At 55.7% G+C, this 24,751-nt stretch carries 21 protein-coding genes; 7 read left to right on the top strand and 14 right to left on the bottom strand.

All coding sequences use genetic code 11. The features are described 5' to 3' along the window. Nucleotides 1-112: 112 nt before the first annotated feature. From VGH19_21445 to VGH19_21435, 3 genes are all read right to left on the bottom strand, one after another. The gene (locus VGH19_21445) at nt 113-1,597 is read right to left on the bottom strand and encodes a nicotinate phosphoribosyltransferase (GenBank protein ID HEY1173944.1); all 1,485 of its coding nucleotides are present in this window, start codon (nt 1,595-1,597) and stop codon (nt 113-115) included. A 179-nt stretch (nt 1,598-1,776) separates the two neighbouring features. After that, complete coding sequence (locus VGH19_21440; GenBank protein ID HEY1173943.1) at nt 1,777-4,794, bottom strand: hypothetical protein; 3,018 nt, start codon at nt 4,792-4,794, stop codon at nt 1,777-1,779. A gap of 13 nt (nt 4,795-4,807) precedes the next feature. Continuing rightward, nucleotides 4,808-5,185, bottom strand: a complete 378-nt coding sequence (locus tag VGH19_21435) for a hypothetical protein (protein ID HEY1173942.1) — start codon at nt 5,183-5,185, stop codon at nt 4,808-4,810. 134 nt (nt 5,186-5,319) lie between these two features. Here VGH19_21435 and VGH19_21430 point away from each other — a divergent pair, with 134 nt between their 5' ends. Beyond that, complete coding sequence (locus VGH19_21430) at nt 5,320-6,552, top strand: PQQ-binding-like beta-propeller repeat protein (protein HEY1173941.1); 1,233 nt, start codon at nt 5,320-5,322, stop codon at nt 6,550-6,552. Nucleotides 6,553-7,021: 469 nt separating this feature from the next. Here the strand turns inward: VGH19_21430 and VGH19_21425 are convergent, their stop codons facing one another. Next, a complete protein-coding gene (locus tag VGH19_21425; protein ID HEY1173940.1) occupies nt 7,022-8,047 on the bottom strand; it encodes a sigma-70 family RNA polymerase sigma factor in 1,026 nt (341 codons plus the stop codon). A gap of 260 nt (nt 8,048-8,307) precedes the next feature. Here VGH19_21425 and VGH19_21420 point away from each other — a divergent pair, with 260 nt between their 5' ends. Beyond that, complete coding sequence (locus VGH19_21420; protein ID HEY1173939.1) at nt 8,308-9,282, top strand: MerR family transcriptional regulator; 975 nt, start codon at nt 8,308-8,310, stop codon at nt 9,280-9,282. A 137-nt stretch (nt 9,283-9,419) separates the two neighbouring features. Beyond that, entirely contained in the window at nt 9,420-9,893 is a 474-nt protein-coding gene (locus tag VGH19_21415) for an SRPBCC family protein (GenBank protein ID HEY1173938.1), read from the top strand. On the opposite strand, the gene VGH19_21410 is transcribed toward VGH19_21415, so the two are convergent. From VGH19_21410 to VGH19_21390, 5 genes are all read right to left on the bottom strand, one after another. After that, nucleotides 9,853-11,214 (bottom strand): hypothetical protein, encoded by a 1,362-nt coding sequence (locus VGH19_21410; protein ID HEY1173937.1) that lies wholly within the window; start codon nt 11,212-11,214, stop codon nt 9,853-9,855. The two genes, VGH19_21415 and VGH19_21410, sit on opposite strands and share 41 nt — an antisense overlap. Before the next feature lie 62 nt (nt 11,215-11,276). Continuing rightward, nucleotides 11,277-12,443 (bottom strand): NAD(P)/FAD-dependent oxidoreductase, encoded by a 1,167-nt coding sequence (locus tag VGH19_21405; GenBank protein HEY1173936.1) that lies wholly within the window; start codon nt 12,441-12,443, stop codon nt 11,277-11,279. A gap of 75 nt (nt 12,444-12,518) precedes the next feature. Then, nucleotides 12,519-13,898, bottom strand: coding sequence for an MBL fold metallo-hydrolase (locus tag VGH19_21400; protein HEY1173935.1), 1,380 nt, complete (start codon nt 13,896-13,898; stop codon nt 12,519-12,521). A gap of 27 nt (nt 13,899-13,925) precedes the next feature. Then, complete coding sequence (locus VGH19_21395; GenBank protein ID HEY1173934.1) at nt 13,926-14,663, bottom strand: sulfite exporter TauE/SafE family protein; 738 nt, start codon at nt 14,661-14,663, stop codon at nt 13,926-13,928. Between the two features lie 87 nt (nt 14,664-14,750). Continuing rightward, nucleotides 14,751-15,314 (bottom strand): rhodanese-like domain-containing protein, encoded by a 564-nt coding sequence (locus VGH19_21390; GenBank protein HEY1173933.1) that lies wholly within the window; start codon nt 15,312-15,314, stop codon nt 14,751-14,753. Between the two features lie 71 nt (nt 15,315-15,385). On the opposite strand from VGH19_21390, the gene VGH19_21385 reads away from it, so the two are divergent. The 3 genes from VGH19_21385 to VGH19_21375 are packed head-to-tail and all read left to right on the top strand — an operon-like array spanning nt 15,386 to nt 17,140. Then, nucleotides 15,386-15,730, top strand: coding sequence for a metalloregulator ArsR/SmtB family transcription factor (locus VGH19_21385; GenBank protein HEY1173932.1), 345 nt, complete (start codon nt 15,386-15,388; stop codon nt 15,728-15,730). 42 nt (nt 15,731-15,772) lie between these two features. Next, nucleotides 15,773-15,958 (top strand): hypothetical protein, encoded by a 186-nt coding sequence (locus tag VGH19_21380; GenBank protein HEY1173931.1) that lies wholly within the window; start codon nt 15,773-15,775, stop codon nt 15,956-15,958. 3 nt (nt 15,959-15,961) lie between these two features. Beyond that, nucleotides 15,962-17,140, top strand: coding sequence for a HEAT repeat domain-containing protein (locus tag VGH19_21375; protein HEY1173930.1), 1,179 nt, complete (start codon nt 15,962-15,964; stop codon nt 17,138-17,140). A 7-nt stretch (nt 17,141-17,147) separates the two neighbouring features. Here VGH19_21375 and VGH19_21370 read toward each other — a convergent pair whose 3' ends face one another. The 4 genes from VGH19_21370 to VGH19_21355 form a co-directional block, all read right to left on the bottom strand. Next, nucleotides 17,148-17,942, bottom strand: coding sequence for a metallophosphoesterase (locus VGH19_21370; protein ID HEY1173929.1), 795 nt, complete (start codon nt 17,940-17,942; stop codon nt 17,148-17,150). Nucleotides 17,943-17,995: 53 nt separating this feature from the next. Then, nucleotides 17,996-20,395: a family 16 glycoside hydrolase gene (locus tag VGH19_21365; protein ID HEY1173928.1), complete on the bottom strand. Its 2,400-nt coding sequence runs from the start codon at nt 20,393-20,395 to the stop codon at nt 17,996-17,998. 296 nt (nt 20,396-20,691) lie between these two features. Continuing rightward, nucleotides 20,692-22,542: a translational GTPase TypA gene (gene typA, locus VGH19_21360; GenBank protein ID HEY1173927.1), complete on the bottom strand. Its 1,851-nt coding sequence runs from the start codon at nt 22,540-22,542 to the stop codon at nt 20,692-20,694. A gap of 116 nt (nt 22,543-22,658) precedes the next feature. Then, nucleotides 22,659-23,519: a DUF5666 domain-containing protein gene (locus VGH19_21355; GenBank protein ID HEY1173926.1), complete on the bottom strand. Its 861-nt coding sequence runs from the start codon at nt 23,517-23,519 to the stop codon at nt 22,659-22,661. A 246-nt stretch (nt 23,520-23,765) separates the two neighbouring features. Between VGH19_21355 and VGH19_21350 the strand changes: the two genes are divergently transcribed. Next, complete coding sequence (locus VGH19_21350; GenBank protein ID HEY1173925.1) at nt 23,766-24,026, top strand: hypothetical protein; 261 nt, start codon at nt 23,766-23,768, stop codon at nt 24,024-24,026. A gap of 6 nt (nt 24,027-24,032) precedes the next feature. On the opposite strand, the gene pgl is transcribed toward VGH19_21350, so the two are convergent. Beyond that, on the bottom strand, nt 24,033-24,746 hold the full coding sequence (gene pgl, locus VGH19_21345) for a 6-phosphogluconolactonase (protein ID HEY1173924.1): 714 nt from the start codon (nt 24,744-24,746) through the stop codon (nt 24,033-24,035). Nucleotides 24,747-24,751 lie beyond the last annotated feature (5 nt).

Here is a 24,751-nt window from a genome sequence, read left to right as displayed (position 1 = left end):
CACACTGCCCGCGAAGACACCTCGGGCCCACCGAACGATGACCTTGGCTTAAACCAAATGCTGTAGGTCTGGCGCGAGTATTGCCATATGCCAGAGCAATTTCCACAACATTTTAGCCTTTAACGGGTTCTTCCAGGCCCCGGGCCTGAAGTATCAGGTGAGTCTTCAAATCGTGCAATTTGGGCTCCAGACCGACCGGATAACCGTGGGGGTTCACAAAGCGACGGATGGTCGGGTGGACCAGCGACAGTTGCTTTTGCGCATAAGCCCGGATCTCGTTCACTGGGGGACTCTGGTAAACGGCCTTGCCGTCACGGTAAATGGGTACGAGTAGGTCCTGATACGGCGTCCCGCTCTTGATGACCTTACGCCGGGTCATATCGGCTGGGTCTACTATCACCGGTTTGTCTGATACACCAAACTGCTCGTCGTAGATCATGTCGCCCACCAAGGCGTCTTCATTATAAAAACGTCTAACCTGTTGAATACCAGGTGTTGACACCTTGATCGTCTGTTCAGAGAGCTTGACCTTGTATTGCCATTCTTGGCCGGGTTTACGAATAGCCGCGAGCTTGTAAACACCACCTAATGCCGGTTGATCATAGGCCGTCACCAAGCGCGTGCCGACACCCCAAACAGAGATCTGCGCGCCCTGCTTCTTCAAGCTCTCGATGATGTATTCATCAAGGTCGTTGCTGGCCACGATGACGGTTTCTTTGAAACCGGCCTCGTCCAAAAGCTTGCGTGCCTCGATGCTCAGATAGGCCAAGTCACCGGAATCCAAGCGGATGCCGACCATCTTATAGCCCTTCGCCCGCAAGGTCTTGCCGACCTCCACCGCACGCTTCACGCCGGTCAAGGTGTCGTAGGTATCCACTAGGAAGACGCAATTATTCGGCATCGCTTCTGCATAAATCTTGAATGCCTCCTCCTCCGTCTCGAAGGACATGATCCAGCTATGCGCATGGGTGCCTTTGACGGGAATGCCAAAGAGTTTTCCGGCAAGGACATTGGACGTGGCAGAAGCACCACCGATGTATGCCGCCCAACTCGCCGCGAGCGCGCCATCCAAGCCTTGCGCCCGACGCAGACCGAATTCCAAGACCGGTTCACCTTGCGTGGCTTGACAGATACGCGCTGATTTCGTGGCGATCAGCGTCTGGAAATTCATGATGTTCAGCAGCGGCGTCTCCAGAATCTGGCACTGGATGATCGGACCGCGAACACGCACCAACGGCTCATGCGGAAAGATCACCGTGCCCTCAGGAACGGCATCGATATCGCAGCAGAACTTCAGATCGCGCAGGTAATCGAGAAAGCCTTGCTCGAAGAGCGGCTTGCCGTCATTGCCCGTCAAGGTGGCGAGATAAGCGACATCTTCCGCGTCGAACTGATAGTTCTTCAGGTAATCGAGCAGATACGTCAGACCGCAAGCCACGCTGTAACCGCCTTGGAAAGGATTACGCCGGAAGAAAAGATTGAAGACCGCTTCCTTGTCCGCCACGCCCGCCTTCCAATATCCATAGGACATCGTGAGCTGATACAGGTCCGTGGCGAGGCTGAGCCGGTCGCGATAAAGTTGCTTGAGAATTTCCATACCTGAGCGGATGCCGCAGCACCCATGGCCCTGACAGCCGGATTTCGTGTGCGCAAGGCTGTCTTGGGAAAGGCTTCTAGCTCAAAATCAACAAGTTGTCGAAAAGATTCGCCGGGACATCCCGGGACAAAAAAGCCGGACTCGCGATTCCTCGCAAGTCCGGCTGTGCTATTTACCGCTTAATCCAACTTGTCATAGAGCGCACTCCGCTGACCATGGTTCAGCTCAAGAATCGCCGTGATCAGGTTTTGGACCTGCTGCTGCAACGTCGCACCCGGAATCACAAACGTCGGGTCATTGAACTCGTTCTGGAACGCCGCCATCAGGCTGTTCACCTGGTTCTGCGTGCCAGTCAGTTCCGCTTGCAACTGCGTGTTCTGCGCCTGCAAGGACACGATCAACGCCGCCTGTTGTGCTACTTGTGCGGTGAGCGTGGCATTCTGCGCCTGCTCAGCAGTGAGTGCGGTTTGCAACTGCGTGTTCTGTTGCGTAAGTGTCGCGACCTGATTCGTCAACGCGTTGTTCTGCGTTTGCAACGAACCGATCGTGGTCTGCAACTGCGCCACTTGATTCGTTAGCGCACTGTTTTGCGCGGTCAACGTGTTGATCGTGCTCTGTTGTTGCGCGACTTGGTTCGTCAACGAATTCACCTGGCCCACCAGCGAATTGATCGTCGCCTGCTGTTGTGCCACCTGATTTGTCAGCGCGTTGTTCTGCGCCGTCAGTGTCGTGATCGTGTTTTGCAACTGCGCGATCTGGTTCGTCAACGTGTTGATCTGTGTGAGCAACGCCGCCTTCTCTGCCTGACACGCCTCCAGATCCGCTTGCAACTGCGCATTCGTCACCACCAGACCCGCGATGGTCGTATTCGCATTCGCGAGCGCCGCTTGCAGGCTGGCGTTCGTGATCGTCAGGCCGGTGATCGTGTTCGTCGCGATGTTGAGCTGCAACTGCACGCTGGCCAGTTGCGTGACGAGATCATCATTCTCTGCTTCGAGATCATCGATGAGCAAGTTCAGGTTGCCATACTGCGATGTCAGGACATGCGTTGTCGGATCATAGAGTTGCGCTTTGAACAATAACGAGGTCGTTGTTCCCGGCATACCTCCCGTCAAGAGCACCGCACCGTTGCGCAGCAAAACACCATTATGGAAATACTGGTTTGTTGCCATCACCCCGGCAGCGGTGAATGTTCCGGTTACCGGATTGAATATTTCCGCTTTTGCAGAAGCCAGCAGATTTGGAGCCGTATTAGTCTGGCCGCCCGCTATGAGCACCGTGCCATCCAGCAAGGCCGTAGAGGAAAAACTTTGCCGCGCAGTCAGCATGTCTGGTCCGGCACTGAATGTGCCTGTCGACGGATTGAATATCTCGGTCGTCTTAAGGATCAGTCCTGCCACCACGGTACGACCACCGCTGATCAGCACTCTTCCATCCGCCAGCAAAGACGCTTGGTGCCCGATTCTTCCGGTTGCCAGTCCACTCACAGAGGTGAATGTTTCCGTGGCTGGATCGAACACCTGGATGGCCGGCACATCATTAGTGCTGCTGCCATAGATGAGCACTCGACCATCTTGTAACAACGTGACCGTTGGCAAGTTCACCAATGCAGGCATAACGCCGGAAAGGCGGAAAGAGTTGCTTGATGGTTCATAGATTTCGCTCTGGGCCACAAAAGCAGTGGTGTCATTGCGTCCCGCAAACACCAACACACGGCCATCTGCCAAATTAACTGATCCGGCAGAAATACGGGCGTTGGCCATGCTCGGGCCCGCCACCGAATTCGTGGTGCTGAGCGTGTATATCTCCGTCGTGTTGGTCACGATGACCGGGGAAAACGGAGTAGTCCGGACACTGCCGCCAGCCACTAGAATCTGGTCACCTGCAAGCAAATTGGCCGTATGCCCTGCGCGGATAGAATTGATGCCACCGGCAGTTGTCATCGTTTCCGTCATTGGATCGAAGACGCTGACACTTTTTGTGGCCGCTACATCTGTAGTTATTCCGCTTAGCATCAATACTCTTCCGTCGGATGTGGTGAACGTATGGATGCGCGGTCTCGGTGGCAGGTCTTGCGGCAACATGCGGAACGGATTCGGTTGCAGCACATTGATCTGCGCCTGCAACTGTGCATTCGTAGTCGTCAATCCGTCGATCGTATCATGGGCGTAATTCAGCTCCGCCTGCAGATTGTTGTTCGTGATGGTCAGACCACTGATCTGATTCAATGCGTTGGTCAGTTGCAATTGCACGCCAGTCAACGTGGCGGTGAGATTCTCGATCGTGTCCAAGAGTGCATACCAATCGGCCGAACGCACGACTACCTCTGTATCAAACAGCTCTGCTGTCGTGATCAGGCCGGGTGTCCGCCCTCCCGTGATCAGAACCTGGCCGGTGAGCAGCGTCACAGCCCGGGCATTCTCCCGCACAGTCAGCATAGCTGGCCCAGCAGAAAATGTCTGCGTGACCGGATCGAATATTTCAGTAGAAGCAGTGACGAAAAAGCCGCCATCACCAGCATCATAGGCTCCGCCCGCGATCAACACCCGGCCATCAGGCAGCAAGGAGGCAGTATGCCCCCTTCGAGCCAGGGCCAGACTCCCCACAGCAGTGGATGTCATAGTGGCGGGATCATACACCTCCGCTTTCCCGGTGATCGTCGGCACCGTGATTCCGCCGCCCACGATCAAGACCTTGCCGTTCTGCAACAGCGTGACAGTATGAGCACCACTGCGCGCATCGATCAACGTTCCCGCTGTCGAAACCGTGTTGCTGGCAGGATTGAATATCTCCACCACCGATCCGGCCAGTCCGGAACCGCCAACCAGCAAAACGCGGCCGTCAGCCAGCAAAGTGGCTGTAGAAGTGCTGACGCGCGGATACGTCAGGTTTCCCCCCAGAGCAAACGAATTGCTCACCGGATCATATATCTCGGTACGCAGCACGCTGAGGTTGGATACTGTCGTTCCACCGCTGACCAATACTCGCCCGTCCAGCAATGTCGTCGCTTTGGCCAGACCGCGCGGGATCTGCAGATGCGCGGCGGGTGACACTATGTTGGATATTGGGTCATATACCTCGCTCAATGAGGCCACTGAATCAACAGGTGAATTCGTACGCCCACCGATAATGATGACCCGCCCATCCGACAGGACAGCCGAAGCATTCTGCCATCGCGGCAACGCCAGTGAAGCCACACGGCTGAATCGGTTAGAGACAGTATTGTATATGTCTATGGATGCCGATGTGGTTGGCGATGAGGGCGGTGGCAAATCTCCCTGCAAAAAAACCCGACCGTCGTGCAGCAATTGTATCTGATGCAAATTTCGCGGCGCAGTCATGTTGTTTGCCGTGGGCAAAAACACCTCCTGCGCGCGGGCCTGTTGCGTGACTGTTCCAAGCGCCAGACATAAGCCCAGCATTCTCCCCATTTTTATTATGCTTTTCACTATTTCCTCCTACTTGTTCCTGTGCCTTTTGAAGCCCAAGAAAGAGGTTTTGAAAAGCCATCACATCGGGTGACGACAACACTTCCTTGGAAAGGTCTGACAGGTGTAAATAGATTACCCATCTCACAAAAAAAGCCAAGCCGTTTCCACTCAAAAAACCCGACTATTTGTTATCTAAAAGCGACATTTTTAACGCTTTTCCCATCGAACATTTTACCACGCAAAGTCTTCCGTCGATTGACGCCGCTTCACGCATGAATTAGATATCTCTCCATGATGCCTATTGCCTCCCGGCTTTCCTTGGTCGTCTCCACTTTCACCAGCCTGCTTTCCTTTAATGCTCTCGCAGAAGATGGCGATTGGAATCGCTGGCGCGGACCAAATCACAACGGCATCGCCGCCACGAACAAACTCACCGCCGCCTTTCCCGTCACTGCGCCGAAAGAATTGTGGAAGGCACAGATCGGTGTGGGCTTCTCCTCCGTCGCCATCAGTGACGGAAAAGTGTACGCCTCAGGCAACGCTGCGAACAAAGACACCATCTGGTGCCTGAACGCCACCGATGGCAAAGTCGCTTGGTCGCACAGTTACGACGCCCCCATCGATCCGAATCTCTACGAAGGCGGCCCGAACTCCACGCCCACCGTGGATGGTGATAAAGTCTACACCCTCGGCCGACGCGGTCAGGTCTTCTGCTTCGATAAAACCAGCGGCAAAGTCATTTGGTCTGATAACCTCGCGCAAAAGACCGGTGCACAATTGCCAGACTGGGGCTTCTCCGGCTCACCACTCGTGGAAGGCAACGTCGTCATTTACAACATCGGTTTGGCCGGCGTGGGTGTGGACAAGACCACAGGCAAGATTCTCTGGCGGAGCGGAGCGGGCAAAGCTGGTTACGGCTCACCTGTCCCTTTCACCTTGAATGGTCAACGCGGTGTCGCCCTCTTCGCTGCGAAAGAACTCGTCGCCCTGAACCCCACCACCGGTCAGCGTCTCTGGGCCTTCCCATGGCAGACCAGCTACGATGTGAACGCCGCCGATCCCATGGTGATGAATGACCACTTCTTCATCTCCTCCGGTTACAATCGTGGCTGCGCCCTCATCCGTGTGCAAGGCAACCAGCCGCAACTCGTCTGGGAAAACAAGAACATGCGCAATCAGTTCAATCCCAGCATCGTCCTCGGCGGCCTGCTCGTAGGCATCGATGGCAACACCACCGAACGCGCCACCCTGAAAGCCATCGATCCTAAGACCGGTCAAAACCGCTGGACCTTTCAGCAACCCGTCGGCAACGGCGGCGTCATCGCCGCTGGTAATCAACTCATCGTCCTCGGCGGCAACGGTCAGTTGCTGGCCGGCCCTGTCACTGGAACTGGCTTCCAACCCAAAGCCCGCGCCCAAATCCTCGGCGGCAAAACATGGACCGCCCCTGCCTTCGCCCATGGCAAACTCTACGCCCGCAACGCCAAAGGCGACCTCGTCTGCATCGCCCTGGATGGGCAATAGCTCGGCGGCGCTTGCCAAGCATTCCACCACAGGGTATTGGTATGAATAGCGATGAAGACCGCTCAACAAGATCAGCCCGTGAAACCTCTGCTCACTCCCGAGCAGATGGAGCGGGTCTTATCATCGAGGCACTCAGTTACTGCCGAGGAATTTCGCAGACAGGTGGTGCAACATCTGGGACGCCCTCTACAGCCAGCCAGAAAGAAAACCTTTGTGAATGGGCAAGAAGTTTGGGTCTGCTGCTGATCCATTCCAAATCCGTGTGATCCGTGTTCAATTTCACCCCGGCTTTAGTCGAGGCTGTGGCTTAAAAACTCCGAGCCCTCCGTGTCTCCGTGGTGAAATCTCCCCCCTCATTGGACATTGCTCATTCCTTCGTCATTAGAGCTTCGTCATTCGTCATTAAAAAAACAAACTCGCCGGTGCCATCCCAAGGACAGCACCGGCGATGACAATTTCAGACTGAGCCTTACGCCGCCGCCTGCATCATGTCCGCCTGCTCCATCATCTTGCGGAGCTTCAGCAGCGCGGAATTCTGCAACTGGCGGATGCGCTCACGCGTCACGCCGAATTTCTTACCCACTTCTTCCAGCGTACGTTCCTTGCCGCCTTCCAGTCCGAAACGATAACGCAGGATGCTCGCCTCGCGCGGATCGAGATGCTTCACCAGGTCCGCGATCTGCGCCGTGAGCGTCTTCTTTTCCAGATCTTCATACGCGTTCACCGCGCGTTCGTCCTGAACAAGATCGCCCATCACATTGCTGTCATCTTCGCCAATCGGTTGATCCAGCGAGGCCGGGCGCATCGCTGAGAGGCGCATGAGCCGCACACGACGCGTCTTGATGCCCATCTCCTCGCCCACTTCCTCATCCGATGGCTCGCGACCCAACTCTTCCGTGAGCTTTGTCACCGCCCGGCGCATCTTCGCGATCTTGTCTACCATATGCACTGGCAGGCGGATGGTCTTCGACTGGTTCGCCAAAGCGCGTTTGATGGATTGCTTGATCCACCAGGCGCTGTAGGTGGAGAACTTCGCACCCTTCGCCGGGTCGAAACGTTCCACGGCCTTCATCAGGCCAATGTTGCCCTCATTGATCAAGTCCAGCAGCGGCAGGCCGAAATCTTCGTAATCACGGGCGATCTTCACCACGAGGCGAAGGTTCGCGCGGATCATCCGTTCGCGAGCCGCTTCATCGCCTTTCTTGATACGCGCCGCCAATTCGATCTCCTCTTGGGCGGAGAGCAACTTCGTCTCACCCACTTCGCGCAGATAGAGGCTGTAAGCAGTGCGCGGCTCGTATTCCACCGGCACTGGCTGGGAAAAATTCTCGACGACTATGGTCTTTTTGTCCGCCTCTTCTGCCTGGGCCAAGACAGGCACAGGCGCAATCTTGATGGAGACGGGCAAAGCAGGATTAACAGCCGGAGCGGCGATTGAAACCGCTTTACGACGCGGAGCGGTCGGGACAGAACGGGAGGAGATGGCGAGTTTCATGTGTTCTTTTTCAGTTGGAGGTTCAGCCTGTGTGTTTTATTGAGAGATTGATGAGTTCATCACCAAGTCCTTTGTCTAAAAATATATACCAGTCGTTCAAATTATCTAAAATTTATCTGTTTATACTGCCAATTTAAACTCGTAACATCCTTTATTTGAACAACTAAAGAACGTTAGACAGATTTCATTTCTCTTTCTTTTTCTACACTTTTTTCACTGTCAGAACTTGCCTTCGTCTAAAAATCGTCTAAATTGGTTTAATGGAATCGCGTCATCCTATCAAGGTAGCTGCCCGTAAGACCGGGTTGACACCCCACGTCATCCGGGTCTGGGAGAGACGTTATGGTGCCGTTCAACCGTCCCGCTCTGGCACTAACCGCCGTCTTTACTCCGACGCCGACATAGAGCATTTGCAGCTATTGTGCCAGTTGACCAAGGCGGGCTATTCTATCGGCGGCATCGCCTCCCTCCCAGCGGGCGAATTGCGTGAACTTTCAGGCAAAATCGCAGGTTCTTGCACCGTCACATCGCCGGAAAATACCACGACAAGCACCCTGACTTTGGCTCCGGAAAACCTAGCTATCGTGCAATTTGTAGAAGAAGCACTGAATGCGATTTGCAAAATGAACGATTCCAAGCTGGAGGAAATGCTCATTCACGCCGGGAAACAATTTGGACGTGATAACCTTCTCCAAAAACTAGTCCCCCCGCTCATTCAGATGGTTGGAGACCGCTGGGAAAGCGGTCAGGTCAAGGTGGCTCAAGAACACTTCGCCTCCGCCATCCTCCGCACCTTTCTCAGTAACACCATCAAAGCGTGCCCGCCCGTTGAATCTGCTCCCGTCCTGGTAGTTTCCACTCCGCCTGGTCAGTTGCATGAATTAGGAGCCATCCTCATCGCCGCCTTGGCCGCGAACCAAGGTTGGCGCGTGACCTATCTCGGCCCCAATCTGCCTGCTGAAGAGGTCGGTGCTGCCGCTCTCCTTTGTGGCGCTCGTGCGGTCGCTCTCAGCATCGTTTATCCAGTAGACGATCCGCGCCTCAGTGAAGAACTCCTGACTTTGCGCGAATCATTACCCACAGACATGGCCATCCTCATCGGTGGCCGCGCTGCTCCGGCCTACGCCCCCACGGTGACCAGCACTGGCATCCAACACTTGGACTGCCTCCTCCAGTTCACCATTAAGCTCGATGAACTGCGCGCCACCCGCCCCGCCTGCCGCTGTGTGGATTGATTTATAGCTCTCGCATGAACTTCTATGTTCAGAATGTCGGTAGCGCCATTACCCTCGCCCGGACTCGCGACTCTGTCGGAGCTCGGAGGGGTGAGGGGTGCCGGAACTTTTTGAATCCATAGAATTCACACTCCGAAATGACCCACGTCTTTACCACGCAGCTCTGGCTGCCCCTGCCGCGCGAAAAGATTTTCCCCTTCTTCGCAGATGCTGCGAATCTGGAAGCGATCACCCCCTCGTGGCTGAACTTCCAGACACTCACGCCTTCCCCCATCGAGATGCGTCCAGGCACGCTCATCGACTATAAATTGAAGATCCGCGGCATCCCCGTGAAATGGCGCACGCACATCAAGGCCTGGGAACCTCCCTATCGCTTCGTAGATGAACAAGTGATCGGCCCCTATCACAAATGGGTCCACGAACACACCTTCGAAGAAAAAGACGGCGGCACCCTCTGCAAAGATCGCGTGGAATACCAAGTCCCCGGCGGCTGGCTCATCGATAAGCTGTTCGTGCGCGCCGATGTCGAACGCATCTTTGCTTATCGGCGGGAGCGGTTAGAGGAACTGCTTATACGACACGACTCAAGCACAGTGTCCCTTCCGTTGTGACGGACAAAAATTCTTTGGTTCCGTAGTGATAGGCCATCGGAGTATAATCACTTACTTCAAGCAACCGCGCTCCATCCTCTACATCCCACACGGAGAAAGGCTTCTTCGGCATCCAGGAGAATAGATATTTATCAAAGACCATGGTGCCCGCCGCATTGTAAATAGACGACTCCGTCTCGCTGGCTTCTATCATCTCATACTTGGAATCTCCCAATGGACCAGCAAAACGCTTCAATTCCTGGCCTGTCGTGACATCAAATAACATCACCCCTGGAACGAGGGTATAATCATCATCGCCCAATCCCCAAACCGCCAGCACCTCACTGCCCACCCAACACATCGGCCCATCCCAATAGTAAGCCCGGTCGCAAACATACTTTTTGGAAGTCCCGTCCTCAGATTCCCAAGGGTTTTCCTGCAACCATTTTTTGAGACTCCAAGTGCTCACAACGCCAAACGGATGCCAGACCCAGCCATTGTCTGCGAGCCACTCACCATTCGGCGAAACCGCCAATCCGCAGTGAAAATAATCCAGATAATGCGCGGGACGATCATCATTCACGTCCTTATAGATCTCCCACGCCCTTTCAGCTACTGGCTTGCCTGTTTCCAGATCTAGCACATCCAATCGGTTCCAATCCGTTGCGTAAATCACGAGGGTCTTGCCTTCATGCTTTGTGAAGGCCACAGGATACCGGCAATGCTCGTTGTAGTAATCTTTACGGTCAAAACTCAACACCACAGACCGCTTTTCCATGTCCCACACACAACCTTTGGAATCATACGTGTTGACGATGGCCACGTAGCGTCCGTCATCAGATGCCACGAGCGAGATTTGCAACTCCGGGTTGATGGGCAACACTGCCAGTTCAGCCACCTCTTCCCACTTTCCCGCAGTTGGAACAATTCTCACCAGACGACGTTCCGAAGTAACCGTGATCCATGCTCCTTCTGATGTTGTGCCCAACGGAGCTATGGCACTGAATCCAGCCATTTCAGCACGCACTTCATGCTGCTCATGCTTGAGCCTGAGGCCGGTGTCAGAGATTGAAATTTCAGGACTGCCTAAGTCGCATATCTTCTGGCTGCCACTGATGTTCAGCACACAATTGTGGCAAATCGTTCGCCAATGAGTGACACCATGATGCACCCCATCTTCTGCGCAAGCAGGGCAGATGAGTACGAATTTCGCAGCTTTGCCGGTAAAATAACGGTGATACTTCTGGCTACCTTTGAAATATTCACTGCCTTCTCTTTTCTCCAGAAGATGTTCGCACACCAGCCCGGTTTCCCTCGCGTCCTTATGATTGCAAAAAATCATGCACCTTACTCTCCTTCATGTGCCTTAGAAATTACACGCGCGACACTCAAAGTCCAGACTCCTCACACCACTTCCCCCGCCGCATGACCTGACGCCCACGCCCACTGAAAATTATACCCGCCCAGCCATCCCGTCACATCCACCACCTCGCCGATGAAATAAAGCCCCGGCACCTTGCGCGACTCCATCGTCTTGGAGGAGAGCTCATCCGTATCAATGCCCCCCAGCGTCACCTCCGCCTTCACGTAACCTTCCGTGCCACTCGGCTTGATCGTCCAGTTCTGCAACCGCGTGCCAATGTCCTCCAGTTCCGCCGGCTTGAAATGCTTCACCGGCTTCACCAGTTGATTCTGTGCACACCATGCATGCGCAAAACGTCGCGGCACATATTGGCTCAAAAAATTCGGCAGCTCCCGCGCATCCGTCTTGTTCGCCAGCAACAACTCCTTTGCTGACTGATCCGGCAACATGTTGATCGTGATTGGATCATTCTCTCCGCGATACGACGACACCTGCAAGATCGCAGGTCCCGTGATGCCACGATGCGTGAACAGGATATTTTCACGAAACGATTTTCCATTCGCCGTCGCGATCGTATCCACCGAAAGCCCGCTCAACTCCGCATACGCGCGCAAATCCTGTTCATTGAATTTCAGCGGCACCAATCCCGGCCGACGCGGCAGCACCTTCAACCCAAACTGCTCGGCCAGACGATACCCGAAATCCGACACCCCCAGATTCGGAAAAGAAAGCGCGCCACACGAGACCACCAGCGAATCCGCCTCATACACCCCCTGATTCGTCTGCACCTGATAGCACGTGGTCTTCTGCACCGCCGTCACCTTGCAGTTCAGGCTGATCGCCACGCCCGCCCACTCACACTCCGTGAGCAGCATGTCCACGATCTCCTTTGAACTCGTATCACAGAATTGCTGCCCGAGCTTCTTCTCGTGATACGCGATGCCGTGCCGCTCCACCAGCGCGATGAAATCCTTCGGCTTATACCGCGCCAACGCCGACTTCACAAAATGCGGATTGTTCGAGATGTAGTTATCCGGCCCCACTCCCAAGTTCGTGAAATTGCAACGCCCACCACCGGAGATGAGTATCTTCTTCCCCACACGCTCATTATGCTCCAGCACCCGCACCGACCGGCCACGCTGGCCCGCCGTGATGGCGCACATCAATCCCGCCGCACCAGCCCCGATGACCAGCACGTCCGTCTTCATATTGTCCCGATTGCTCACGTGCCGCTGATGAAAGCGGCTCACGTGATTGATTTCACGAACAATCTGCCAGCAACTTCACTTCGCGAAGACCAGATCCGCCGCCTGCCAGCTCGCGCACTTCGTCTCCTGATACGCACCCATGCCGCCCATCACATTCTGCACCCGCGTGAATCCGGCCCCCATCAAAATGCTGGCCGCGATGGTGCTGCGATAGCCACTGCCGCAGATGACCGCGAGCGATTCGTCTTTCGGGCATTCTTCCATGCGCTTCATCAGGTCGGGCAGGGGAATATGCTCGGCACCTTCGATATGTCCCGAGTTCCATTCGCCCGGCGTGCGCACATCCAGCACGATGGGCGCATCGCCACGCTTCAAGCCTGACTTGAGATCGCAGACACTGAGCTGCGAAAGCTGCCGGGTCTCATGTAGCGAATCCGCTTCCACATAACCCACCACATTGTCGAATCCGATGCGGGCCAGTTCCAGCCGGGCTTTCGCTGCGTTGGCCGCTGCGCCGACCACCAGCACGATCGGTTTACCACCCGGCACAAAGAAACCGGTCCAGGTGGAGAACATGGCACTGCCCATCCCGATATTCAGACTGTTCGGAAAATGACCTGCGCCGAAGAACGGCCCGGTGCGTGTATCAATGACGTATGCCCCGGCACTAGCCGCCGCCTTCACTTGCTCTTCCGTCAGTTGTTTGAGCGCTGGCAATTCACTATAGGGCGAGGCCCCTTGCACATTGATGCCCACATCGTAGCTGAAGTAGGCCGGGCGCGCCGGGAGATTCGCCGTCATCTGCTTCACGAATTCCTTCCGGTCCTTGATCTGTGCCGCCCAATTGTTCTGCTGTTCTTGTGCCACGGTGGTGAATGGGGCCGAACCCAAGGCCCGTCCGCAAAGCGAACCGGCCCCGTGCGCGGGATACACCTTCACCGCGCCCGGCAGGCTGAGGATCTTGTTGAACAGGGAATCATACAATTGATCCGCCAGCACGACCGGGTCGGCATCGGCATCACGCAGATCCGGACGACCTACATCGTTCACGAACAACAGGTCGCCTGTGAAGACCACTTCCGGTTTCCCATCTTTGCTCACCAGAAAGCTTAGACTGTCCGGTGAATGGCCCGGTGTTTCGAGCATCTCGATCTCCAGGTCACCCACTGTGATGCGGTCGCCATCTTTCGCCGGCCGATGCTGATAGATCACCGGCGCGAGATGCGAGGTGTAGATGGTCGCGCCGCTGCGTTGCGCCAACTCGATGAAACCGCTCGCGAAATCCGCATGCGGGTGCGTATTCAAAATGGCGGTGATGCGCAACCCCTCGACTGCGGCGTCCGCGAGATAATCTTCCACGTCGCGTTTGGGATCGATCACCACTGCCTCGCCCTTGCTGCCCACCAGATAGGAAGCGTGGGCGAGCCCTTCGACAAAATAACGTTTTAGTATCATAAGCCTGTGGATCTTGAGTGTTCGTTTTTAAGTTAAATTCTTCAGGAGCAGGAACGCGGCAACAGCCATTACGAATCCCGCGAAAGCCTTTTGCAGCCGCGCTACCGGAAAGTCATTCGCCAATCGGCTCCCGGCGATCATCCCGATGACGGCCACCAGCAAGAACGCACCCGTGAGCGACCAATCGAGGCGGGCATTGAGTCCATGACCGATGAGTCCGGCAAACGAGTTGAAAGCGATGACGACCAACGAAGTGCCCACCGCCATCTTCATCGGCAACCGGCCAAAGATGACCATCGCAGGCACCAGCAAGAAACCGCCGCCTACGCCCAGAAACCCAGTGAGCACCCCGACACCTAACCCGGACAAGAGGCAACGAAATGGTCGGCACTCCGGCTTTGGCGTCAGTTCGGATTCCTTACGCAGTAACATGATGGTCGCAATGCTCACCATCAGCAGCGCAAAGAGCACCAGTAACGTCTTGGGTGTGACCAGTGGCGTGAGATGCGCACCCGCCCATGCGCCTAGCATGCCGATGCCGCCAAACATCATCGTGGCCTGCTTATGCACCTGCTGCTCCCGATGCTTGAGCCACGCGCCGACCAAGCTCGTGCCACCAACCACCGCCAGCGACATGGCGACCGCATCCGCTGGACTCACTCCCGCCGCATAGACCAGCACCGGAACGGTGATCACTGACCCGCCGCCTCCCAAGAGGCCCAAGGCGAGGCCGATTCCCGCTCCGAGTGTGAGTGCCAGCAGCATAATCCTTTGTCTTCCTATATCAGCTTGGACTTGTGGAATTGCCCTCGCTGTCCGTGCTTTGTCTTACCCCACGCATTCTTTGCCGATTCAGCGGCAACTGGTCTGGCAGCGATTCCACGGCGCCTTGGCCAGCAGCATGCCCATGCCGCACCAATCCGTGATGCCCGCGAAGATGAGTCCCGCACCGACAAACCCGCTCAATCCGTAGAACGCGGGATGAACAAACGTGCCCAGCAGCACACCCACCAAGACCAAGGCCCCGGCGGCGATGCGTACTTGGCGTTCAAGCGAGATGGGCGCTTTGGCATCGCGTTCCAACGGCAGGCCCGCCGCTTCCCACGCCATCAGACCGCCCTCCAAGGAGCGGACCTGTTTGAACCCCTTGCCTTGCAACAGACTGGCTGCCTGCCCGCTCCGCTTCCCGGAACGGCACACCACGACCAGAGGCTGATCGGTCGGGATCTCGACCAATCGCTTCTCCAAGTCGCCCAAGGGGATCAGCCGGGCGCAGGCCAGGTGTCCGCCTGCGAACTCCATCGGTTCACGGACATCGATGACGGTGCAGACTTCTTTGCGCTCTAGCTGCTCTTGCAGTTGCTGCGGGGTGAGGCCGCGGTGGTTTCGGCTGGCAATGTCACAGGTCGCATTCATATTGTTCTTAACTTTGATGTTAATTGACTATATAACTAACTAGTTATATATGTCAAGGGACGATTTTGCGTATGGTCAAAACCAAAACCACTGCCGCCGGTTTGCCGCCTGAAGCCTTGGAACTCGTGGCGGCCCGTTTCAAGGTGCTTGCCGAGCCCATGCGGCTGCGCCTGCTCCAGTTGCTGGAGAGCGGCGAACGCACTGTCGGCGAACTGGTGAGCGAAACAGGCGCCGGCCAGGCGAATGTTTCCAAGCATCTCACCCTCTTGGCCGATGCCGGCATGGTGGGCCGCCGCAAGGAAGGCTTGAACGTCTACTACTTCATCGCTGACCCGATGGTCTTCGACCTCTGCAAGCTCGTCTGCGGCAGTCTCCAGAAACAGCTCGCCCAAAAGGCCAAAGCCTTCGGCGGTTAAGCGGACGCTTGCCACACAAGCTGCGGTGGTTACCGTTCTTACATGACAAAGGATGACCAGCCCGCGTCTGACCCTGCACCCTCCAGCGAGGCATCGCCCGATGTCTGTGATGTCACCGGTGAATACTGGCGCTGGTGCCCGCGTTGCGGCACGGAACTCCACAACGAGAAATGCAAACTCCGCTGCCCCAAGTGCCACTACTTCATGAGCTGCTCAGACTTCGACTGAGGCATGACCAGCAAACCGTCATTTCAGAAATACAAATGGACATTCGCCATCATAGCGACGGTCATCGTTGTGTTGGCGATCATCATCCATCGCTCGGCTGAACCCGAGTACGACGGAAAGAAGCTAAGCGAGTATCTGGACGCACTAGATGCGCGCCACCCCTCCTATCACCTCATAACTGCAGATCAGGTGGATCATGCCCTTCGCCAGATGGGCGACGATGCCCTGTCTCATTTCGTAGAGATGCTTCATGCCGAAGATACCATCCCAAGAGGCCTACACATTTACCTGTACAGAAATGCTTCTTGGTTGAACCTCAATCAACCACTCACCTTGGGAGAGATTCATTGGCGGGGAGGTGTCGGACTGGCCAGACTCGGGCATGCTGGCCACAGCGCGATTCCACAACTTATACCGCTGCTCGACCACCCGGATGCTGAGATGCGCAAGCGTGCCATTTGGCTTTTGGACACTGTCGGCATGGAAGATGCCGCCTTGATTCCTATCTTGCAGAAAGCTTTCCACGACCCTTCACCACCGGTCGTTGAAGAAGCTTTGGATATTGTTGCGCGCCGAAAAACTGCCGCCTCATCAATCCTCCCTTTAAACACTCCTCTGTTGCAACATCCAGATGCGCGTGTCCGTGACTCCTGCACCAGAGCGCTGATCGCAGCCCATCCTCAGGCTACAAATGAGATCAAACCTGTCTTGCACAAAGTCTCCAGCGATACGGACTCCGTTGTCCGTGGAAATGCTCTAATGCAATTCATCGAACGGGAATCGGATGAATCCATCCGTCAACAGGTACTCACCCGCTTCCTCTCCGATCCTGATGTCTCCATCCGTTTCAAAGTCACCAATCTGCTGCGTTCCATCTCATTCACCAATTCAGTCCCTGCCCCTGTCTGGCCCCAATCCTTCGCCATGAATGACATTCCTTTGGGCGATTTTCTCTATGTTCTTCAGCATAACTTCGGTGTGCCGCTGCAAGTATCACCCGGGCTGAACACTAGCACCCCCATCCGCATAGATACCTATGGTTTCCTCCCCAAAGCTGAAAGCATCGAACTCCTAAGACTGGTTCTGAAAGAACAAGCCGGACTGGATCTCCATATCCACACCAACGGCGTGATTTCCCTCACCCCAATTCCACTGCCTGGTCCGCGTAAACCTGTTCCGTGAAATACTGTCACACCTCGAACACCGCGATCTCTGGACGGCAATTGAATCGCAGCTTCCACATGAACCACCCGATGCCCGAACTCACATACAGCGGCCCTGCAGCCGTTTGGAATAATCCCAAATCATATCTCCCCACCTGAAACGGCACGATGAGCGGACCATACCCCGGTATCCGCACCTGGCCGCCGTGCGAATGCCCCGCCAACATCAAGTCATACTTCTGCCCGCCCAGCTTCTCCACCCATTGCGGATAGTGAAACAGCGCGATGCGTCGTTCCGCCGTCGGCATCACCGGCATCGCCTTCTTGATGGTTGATCCCACGATTGCCAGCCGCCCATTCTCCAGTGTCACACTGCCATCCTCCAGCCAGTCGCCGCCGTTTTTCTGAAACGATTTCTTCACCTCAGTGAAATTGATCCCCGACCAGTCATCATGATTTCCCGGCACACCGAAAATCGGTGCTTTGATCCCGCTCAATATCTCGAGCGTCTCTGCCAGATGAGAACTCTCCTCCACCAGATCACCCGTAAAGCAAACGATCTTCGGCTCCTGCGTATTGACGGCTTTCACCACCTTTTCCAACCATGCCCGATCTCCTTTGTGATGAAGGTCCGTTAGATGCACGATGCGCGTCCTCGCATTCGGCAGGGAAAGTTTTGGGCGCGACACCTTCAGCCAAGTCGGCTCCCACCAGAGCGCATTAAGCGCACCCAGGATCGGTGCGGCCAGCAATGTGCCAATGATCCAACGCCTGCGCGTCAGCTTGCGGCCTTCGTTTTGCGCTGGATCCGTTTGGGGCATCAAAAGTTAGACCGGAGGCGCCACTGTTCGTTCTGAAAGAAACAGGAAATCTCTCACAGCCTTCTCACCCGCATCGCGCGTATCCGCATATCACCACCATAATGCTGGATGACGATGTGCCCTTCCTTCAGCCGCATGAACTGTGGGTGCTTAAAATTGCGGCTTTGCTGGATCTTCTGCCGAAGCTCAGGGCTGTTCCAGTCATAGCTCAGCACTAAATTTTTGTTCAGAAAATGCTGCACTTGTCCTTTTTCCACCCAAACCTCGACGAAATTGACCCCATATGAACCCATGCCGGGAGCACCTGTTGGGGGCAGCAAACCATACAAAGCACCATGACTTTGCTCCGGCTGGTTTACAGTGACATCTGCACCCAACAATTGCAGTTCAGCCCCGGTCTCGAACGAATTGCGCCCACCGGCTGCAGCCCGGTAAATGACACCGCTGTTATCGGAGCCACCCAGCGTATACATCATCTCAAAGGCAAAATCGCCATAAGTCCGCTTGGTGAAAAGATCTACGCGCGGCGAACCCGGGATCGTTTTTAAGATGCCATTCTCCACCGTCCAACTTCCAGAGGGAAACGCCTCTTGGTCAATACTGCGGAACTCATCTGTGTTTCCCAGTCTTTCCATGTAAAGGTTTTCCCACTCAACCGCGCCGTCAACTCGACCACGGAAACCAGAATTACTCTGCGGATGGCCCAACGGCTGCAATACGATGTTCCGTATCTGGATAGAGCGCTCACCACCGGTCCCGGTAGTCCAGATCTCGAACATGATTTGATCGCCGGGCGGCGAAGCGAACAAGTCTGTACGGTCTGCCTCGTAAGTCGTGACGCCGTTGATTGCCTGGGTGATCCGTGTACCTTCCACACGCACGCGGATCTGGTTCCAGTCGTCCGTCTTCAAAGGCTCCGCGCGAGTGATAGGTTGATCGATGAAACCCGTGCCATCTCCCACCAGCAGACGACCGTTGTTTGGTCCGGGCTCCAACGGCATGGCCAGTCCTCTGCCTATTCTTCCCGGTGCTGGAGCAGTGGCGCGGTAAAAAAGTCCGTGATGACCATTCCCTTCCTTCTGACGTGCCGGGTTATACTCAAACGTCAGTTCAAAATTTTGCGCCCGTCGGTTTGAGATCAGATACGCCCTCTCCGGCAGGCGCATCGTGCCCTTGATCACACCGTCTTCCACGCGCCAGGCATCAGGAGAACCCATCCTGCTCCAACCATCCAGATTGCGTCCGTTGAACAACTCCACCCTGCCGAGAGAAACCATGGGCGCGGTATTTGCAGAGGCAGTATTCACCGGAACTGGTGTCGGCGGATTGGAGTCATCTCCCTCAGTTACCGTCTCAGGCCGCATCATGAAACCGATCACGCCCAACACCAACAAACCCGCCACCACTGCCAAGACCAGTTTACCACGCGCTGCCTTTGGCTTCTCCACCGGCAACGGCTCGGGCTCCTCCGCAGCCATATGCGGCATGGGAATTCCCGATGGTGCGGCAACTGATTCTGATAAAGGCGTCCGCGATACAGAAGGGACAGACGAAGCACTGCCAGAAACCGAAGACTGCGTGCTACCCAGCGCCAGCGTGCTCATCACCGATTGCCCGCCGAGCTGCAACATCTCCGCCACAACGGCAGCATTTTGTGGACGTTGCGCCGGTTCTTTTGCCAGACACGCCAGAATGATTTCACTCACATAAGCAGGCACCACATTCGTCAATTCCAGTTCCGACAAGCGTTGCTCGATAGGGTCCGGTGGCAAGTTGCGCACCTGATGCGAGATGTCTCCGTGATAAAAAGGCGGCTTGCTCGTCAGCAGTTCGTAGAACGTGGCACCCAGCGCGTAGATGTCATCCGTCACCCGCGGCGTGCGGCCATCCATCTGTTGCGGACTCATGTAGGCAGGCGTGCCGCTCGTGTTCGCTTTGAGGGAGACACGGCTGGTCAGCTCCGTCACCACCGCCGCCAGTCCGAAATCCGCCAGCTTCAACCGCCCCCGCCGGTCCACCATCATGTTCGCCGGTTTCAGATCGCGATGCACCACCTTCTCGCCATGCGCATAATCCAGCGCATCGCAAAGCTGCTTCGCCATCGGACGCAACTGCTCCCAGGTGAAAAGTCGGTTCGGCTGCTTCGCCTTCAAAGCGGCGACGTTCTGCCCATCCACGAATTCCATGGAGATGAACGGCGGTTCACCGGGAAATTCATTCAGATCATGCAGACGGATGATGTTCGGATGCGACAGGCGGCGGCTCCGCAACGTTTCCCGTCTTAAGTCCTCCAACGCTCCGGCATCCGTGCGGATCTCCGGTGGCACCAGCTTCAACGCCACGTCCTCATCCAGCCGCTGGTCATGCGCCAGCCACACGACGCCCATACCACCCTGCCCCAATGGCTCGATCAGGAGAAAACGATCCGCCCCCAGCACAGTGCCGGGTTTCATCTCCCAGGATGGATTGCCACCATTGGTCATTCGTCAGAAAGGAAGTAGCAGAACATAGGCCCTTCTCGCAACGATTCAAATCTCCCTCCGATCTCTCCTGCTCGTTGTCGCCCTCGAATCCATCCCTAAATATCCGGCTCTGACTCCAATGAATGGCATCGTTCATCGAGTTACGCCATTTCCCTTATGCGCCTTTTTTCCCTTCGGGGTTCGTCTTTCATCATGAACCATATCACCACAAATAAAAAAGCGGCGACCAAAAGGTCGCCGCTCTCATGCAAATATTCCTGAACCGCTTAGGCTTGAGCTGCGCCTTCTTCCACGAACTTGATGGAACGGCCTTGGGCGGCGCGCTTGCGGGCGTTTTCGTCGAGCACCTTCTTACGGAGGCGCAGGTTCAGCGGCGTGGCTTCCACGTATTCGTCGGAGCCGATGTATTCCAGCGCACGTTCCAAGCTGAGCTTGAACGGAGCGTTGAGCTGAATGCCTTTACCATCACCCTGCGAACGCATGTTCGTGAGCTTCTTTTCCTTCACCGGATTCACAGGAAGGTCGTTCTCACGGGCATTTTCACCCACGATCATACCCACGTAGATGGCATCACCCGGTTGCACCATGAGGCGACCGCGTTCCTGCACCATGTTCAGCGCGTAGGAGGTGGCTTCACCGGCGTCCATGGACACCAGGGAACCATTCTTACGGGCGGCGATCTCACCCCGGTCTTCGCCGTATTCGTGGAAGAGATGGCTCATCACGCCCATGCCCTTCGTCGAGTTGACGAGGTCGGTCTCGAAACCGATCAGACCGCGCATCGGGACGATGGCTTCCACGGAGACAGAATTTCCCACGTGATTCATGTTCGTGATCTGCGCCTTGCGGAAGGACAGGTTCTCCATGATCGTGCCGAGGTTTTCGCTCGGGATTTCTACGAAGACCTTCTCCAACGGTTCCAGCAACTTGCCGTCCGCCGTTTTCTTCCAAAGCACTTCCGGGCGGGACACGAGCACTTCGTGACCTTCACGGCGCATCTGCTCCACGAGGATCGCGATCTGCATCTCGCCACGACCGGCGACCTCGAACACCTTCGGATCGCTCGTCTGCTTGATGCGCAATGCGACGTTCGTGCGGATCTCCTTCACCAGGCGGTCCCAGATGTGACGCGCGGTGACGAGCTTGCCGTCCTGACCGGCCAAAGGCCCGTCATTCACGGCGAATTCCATCTGGATCGTCGGCGGATCGATCGGGATGTAAGGCAGCGCGGGACGGGCTTCAGAATCGCAAATCGTTTCACCGATGAACACTTCTTCGAAACCGGCGAGACCCACGATGTCACCAGCGTGTGCTTCTTCGATCTCGATACGCTTCATGCCTTCGAAGTGGAAGACAGACGTGATCTTGCCCTTCGAGATGCGGCCGTCACCGTGGCGGCAGATGGCGGCATCACCCTTCTTCACTTTGCCTTCGTAGATCTTGCCGAACGCGATACGGCCGACGTAATCGTTGTAATCGAGGTTCGCCACGAGCAACTGGAAACCCGTGCCTGCATGAGCGCGCGGCGGCGGGATGTGCTTCACGATGCCTTCGAACAACGGCTCCATCGTGTCGGACGCGTCCGTCAGTTCCAGCTTGGCGTAGCCTTGCTTGGCGGAGCAATAGATGAACGGGAAGTCGAGCTGTTCATCGGTGGCGTTCAGGGACATGAAGAGTTCGAACACCTGGTCGAGCACTTTCTTCGGGTTCGCGTTGTCGCGGTCGATCTTGTTGATGACTACGATCGGCTTGGCACCGGCTTCGAGCGCTTTGCGGAGCACGAAACGCGTCTGCGCCTGCGGACCTTCTGCGGAATCGACGACGAGCAGCACGCCATCGATCATGTTCATGATACGCTCCACTTCACCGCCGAAGTCGGCGTGACCTGGAGTGTCCACGATGTTGATGTGGAAATTCTTGTATTTGAAGGCGGCATTCTTCGCACGGATCGTGATGCCCTTTTCCTTTTCCAGGTCCATGGAGTCCATGAGGCGCTCCACTTGAGTTTCTGCCTGGTTGGCACGGAAGGTACCAGACTGCTTCAAAAGGCAGTCCACCAACGTGGTTTTGCCGTGATCCACGTGTGCGATGATCGCAATGTTACGAATATGTTCCATAAGCCGCTCGACTATCCCCGGTTGATTACCGGAGCCGCGCAGTCTGCCGTTTCGCGGAAAAAGGTCAAGTACTAGGGTAAACGAAAATGATACGCCTGCGACAGTGGAAGTGATGGTCAACCTCCCCCTTGGGGCACCGATGTCTTCGGAGTGTCATTCTCATTTCCTATATGTTCGATCCGTGTGGCCGCCAATACACCTTTCATCTCTTCATAATGGATCTGCACCTGCCGGCCGATGCGCAGATCGCGCAGACGTGAGCGGTCGTCGCCATTGATGATGATCTTGCAGCCATCGCCGAGGTTAAACTTTCGTGTGGCGATCATGCTTTTAACCTTCAATGTGGCCGCGCCTTCATCGATCGCTTCAATCGTTCCAGAGAAAGTTTCTGAAGTATCTTCAATCTTTTGCGCGAGCCAGACATCACCTTCCTTGGTATAAACAAGTGTGATCTTCTGGCCGCTTTTAAGTTCGTTCAAATCTGCCTCTTTGCCGTGAAGTGATAGTTGGGTGTTGTCGCTCACCTTAAAGGTGCGAGTGAGCCCAATCCGGTCCATGATGATCTCGCGCTTGGCGGGAGTAACAGCTTTCACGTAGCCGGTATGGTTATATTGGCGTTGGGCGATGTGTGTGGCCACGAGAATGCCGTTCACCTCCTCGTAATTCACCACCACTTCCATGCCGGGTTTCATGTCCTCAGCAGCCACTTTTTTCTCCAATCCGGTGACGAACGCACAGTCTTGCGCTAGGTTGAAGGTCTTGTTCCATAGGAACTTGTCGATTTTCACGATCCCTTCCTCTTTATCGATGCTCTGAAGCGTGCCGGTGTATTCTTTGATGGGCGCCTCGGCTTTGGTCGTGGCGGGAGGAGCTTTCTTATCTTTGTCTTTTCCCGTATCAGCCGCCCAAGTGTAGCTGGCCAAGCAAAATAGCAGGACGAACAAGGCCACCAGTTTTTGCGGCAACGTAGCTTTCATACTAAACCTTTCAGTTAGTAACGGAAGCCGTGCGGGTCATCGGTGTAAAACGCAGCCCACCGTGCAAACCGTCATGCCATTTCATTGAGCATAAGACGGGCCAGCGCGAGGGAATAGAGGGTTCGCCGCTTGCACAATCGTTGTAAGGCTTTGTAGAAGCTGGATTTGCGTGTTTCCTGATGGCGGATATAAGTAAAACCACTGCTTGCTCAATGCGTGGGCAGGGGTTATGCTCTTAACATACTCATGAATCCGGCCTCATATGCAATCGGCCAAGCGGTCTTTATACGGACCGATACGCCCGATTATGTGGAGGAAACCATTCCCTTCAAATCGTTGGAGGAAATGGTGAAGGTCAGCATTGAACCACGTGAGAACATGACCCTCGAAAAGGTCGTGATATTCAGCATGGTAAATCACGAGGCCACATCGGTGACCTTGGGCTTCATCTCCGCTTCACGTGGGACAGAACCCAGCCAGTCCGAAGCCAAAGAATACTGGCAGTGACCTGATTTAAGCGACGGTGATGTCGCTCAAGATGGTCGTTTGCTTCCGTGCCGCCAGCACTTTGCCCAAGGGCGTCTTATCCGGTCCGCTCAATGAATCTTTCAACGCCTGCTCCTTCGCTTTGCCCGAAGCGAGCACCCAGACTTCCTTCGCGTTCGCGATCAAGCCATAACCCATCGTGAGGCGTTGTGGTGGCGGCTTCGGTCCGATGACTGGGCGCACCCAAGCAGGGTTGCTGGGATCTTTATCACCCGGGAAGAGCGAGGCCACGTGACCATCTTCGCCCATGCCGAGGAACACCAGATCAAGCTGAGGCAAACTTCCTGTGGCATTTCCCGCGATCTCTTGCAGCTCGCGAATGGCGTGATTTGCTCCCGCCACCGGCTCCATCTCCCCGCGCAAGCGATGGATCTGGAACGCCGGTATCTTCAAGGGCTGGAACAAGTCCGCCTCGGCCACGCGATAATTGCTATCCGCATGATCCGGCGCCACGCACCGTTCATCCGCCCAAAAGAAATGGACGTTGATGAACCACTCGAGGTTCGCTTTGCCCTTCGCGGCGACGGCCGCAAAGAACTTCTGCGCCACGCGTCCGCCGGATAACGCCACTGTGTAGGGCGTCACTCGGTCTTGCCGCTTGGCCAGCGCCTTCAACCATTGTTCCGCAGCCGCGATGGCTAGTGCGTCATCGCTCGGGTAAGAGATCAGTTCGTACGCCACGATGT

The organism is Verrucomicrobiia bacterium (assembly GCA_036405135.1).
Lineage (GTDB): Bacteria > Verrucomicrobiota > Verrucomicrobiia > Limisphaerales > JAEYXS01 > JAEYXS01.
The sequence above is the reverse complement of the archived record's forward strand: the minus strand, read 5'-3'. Positions and strand labels throughout refer to the sequence as shown.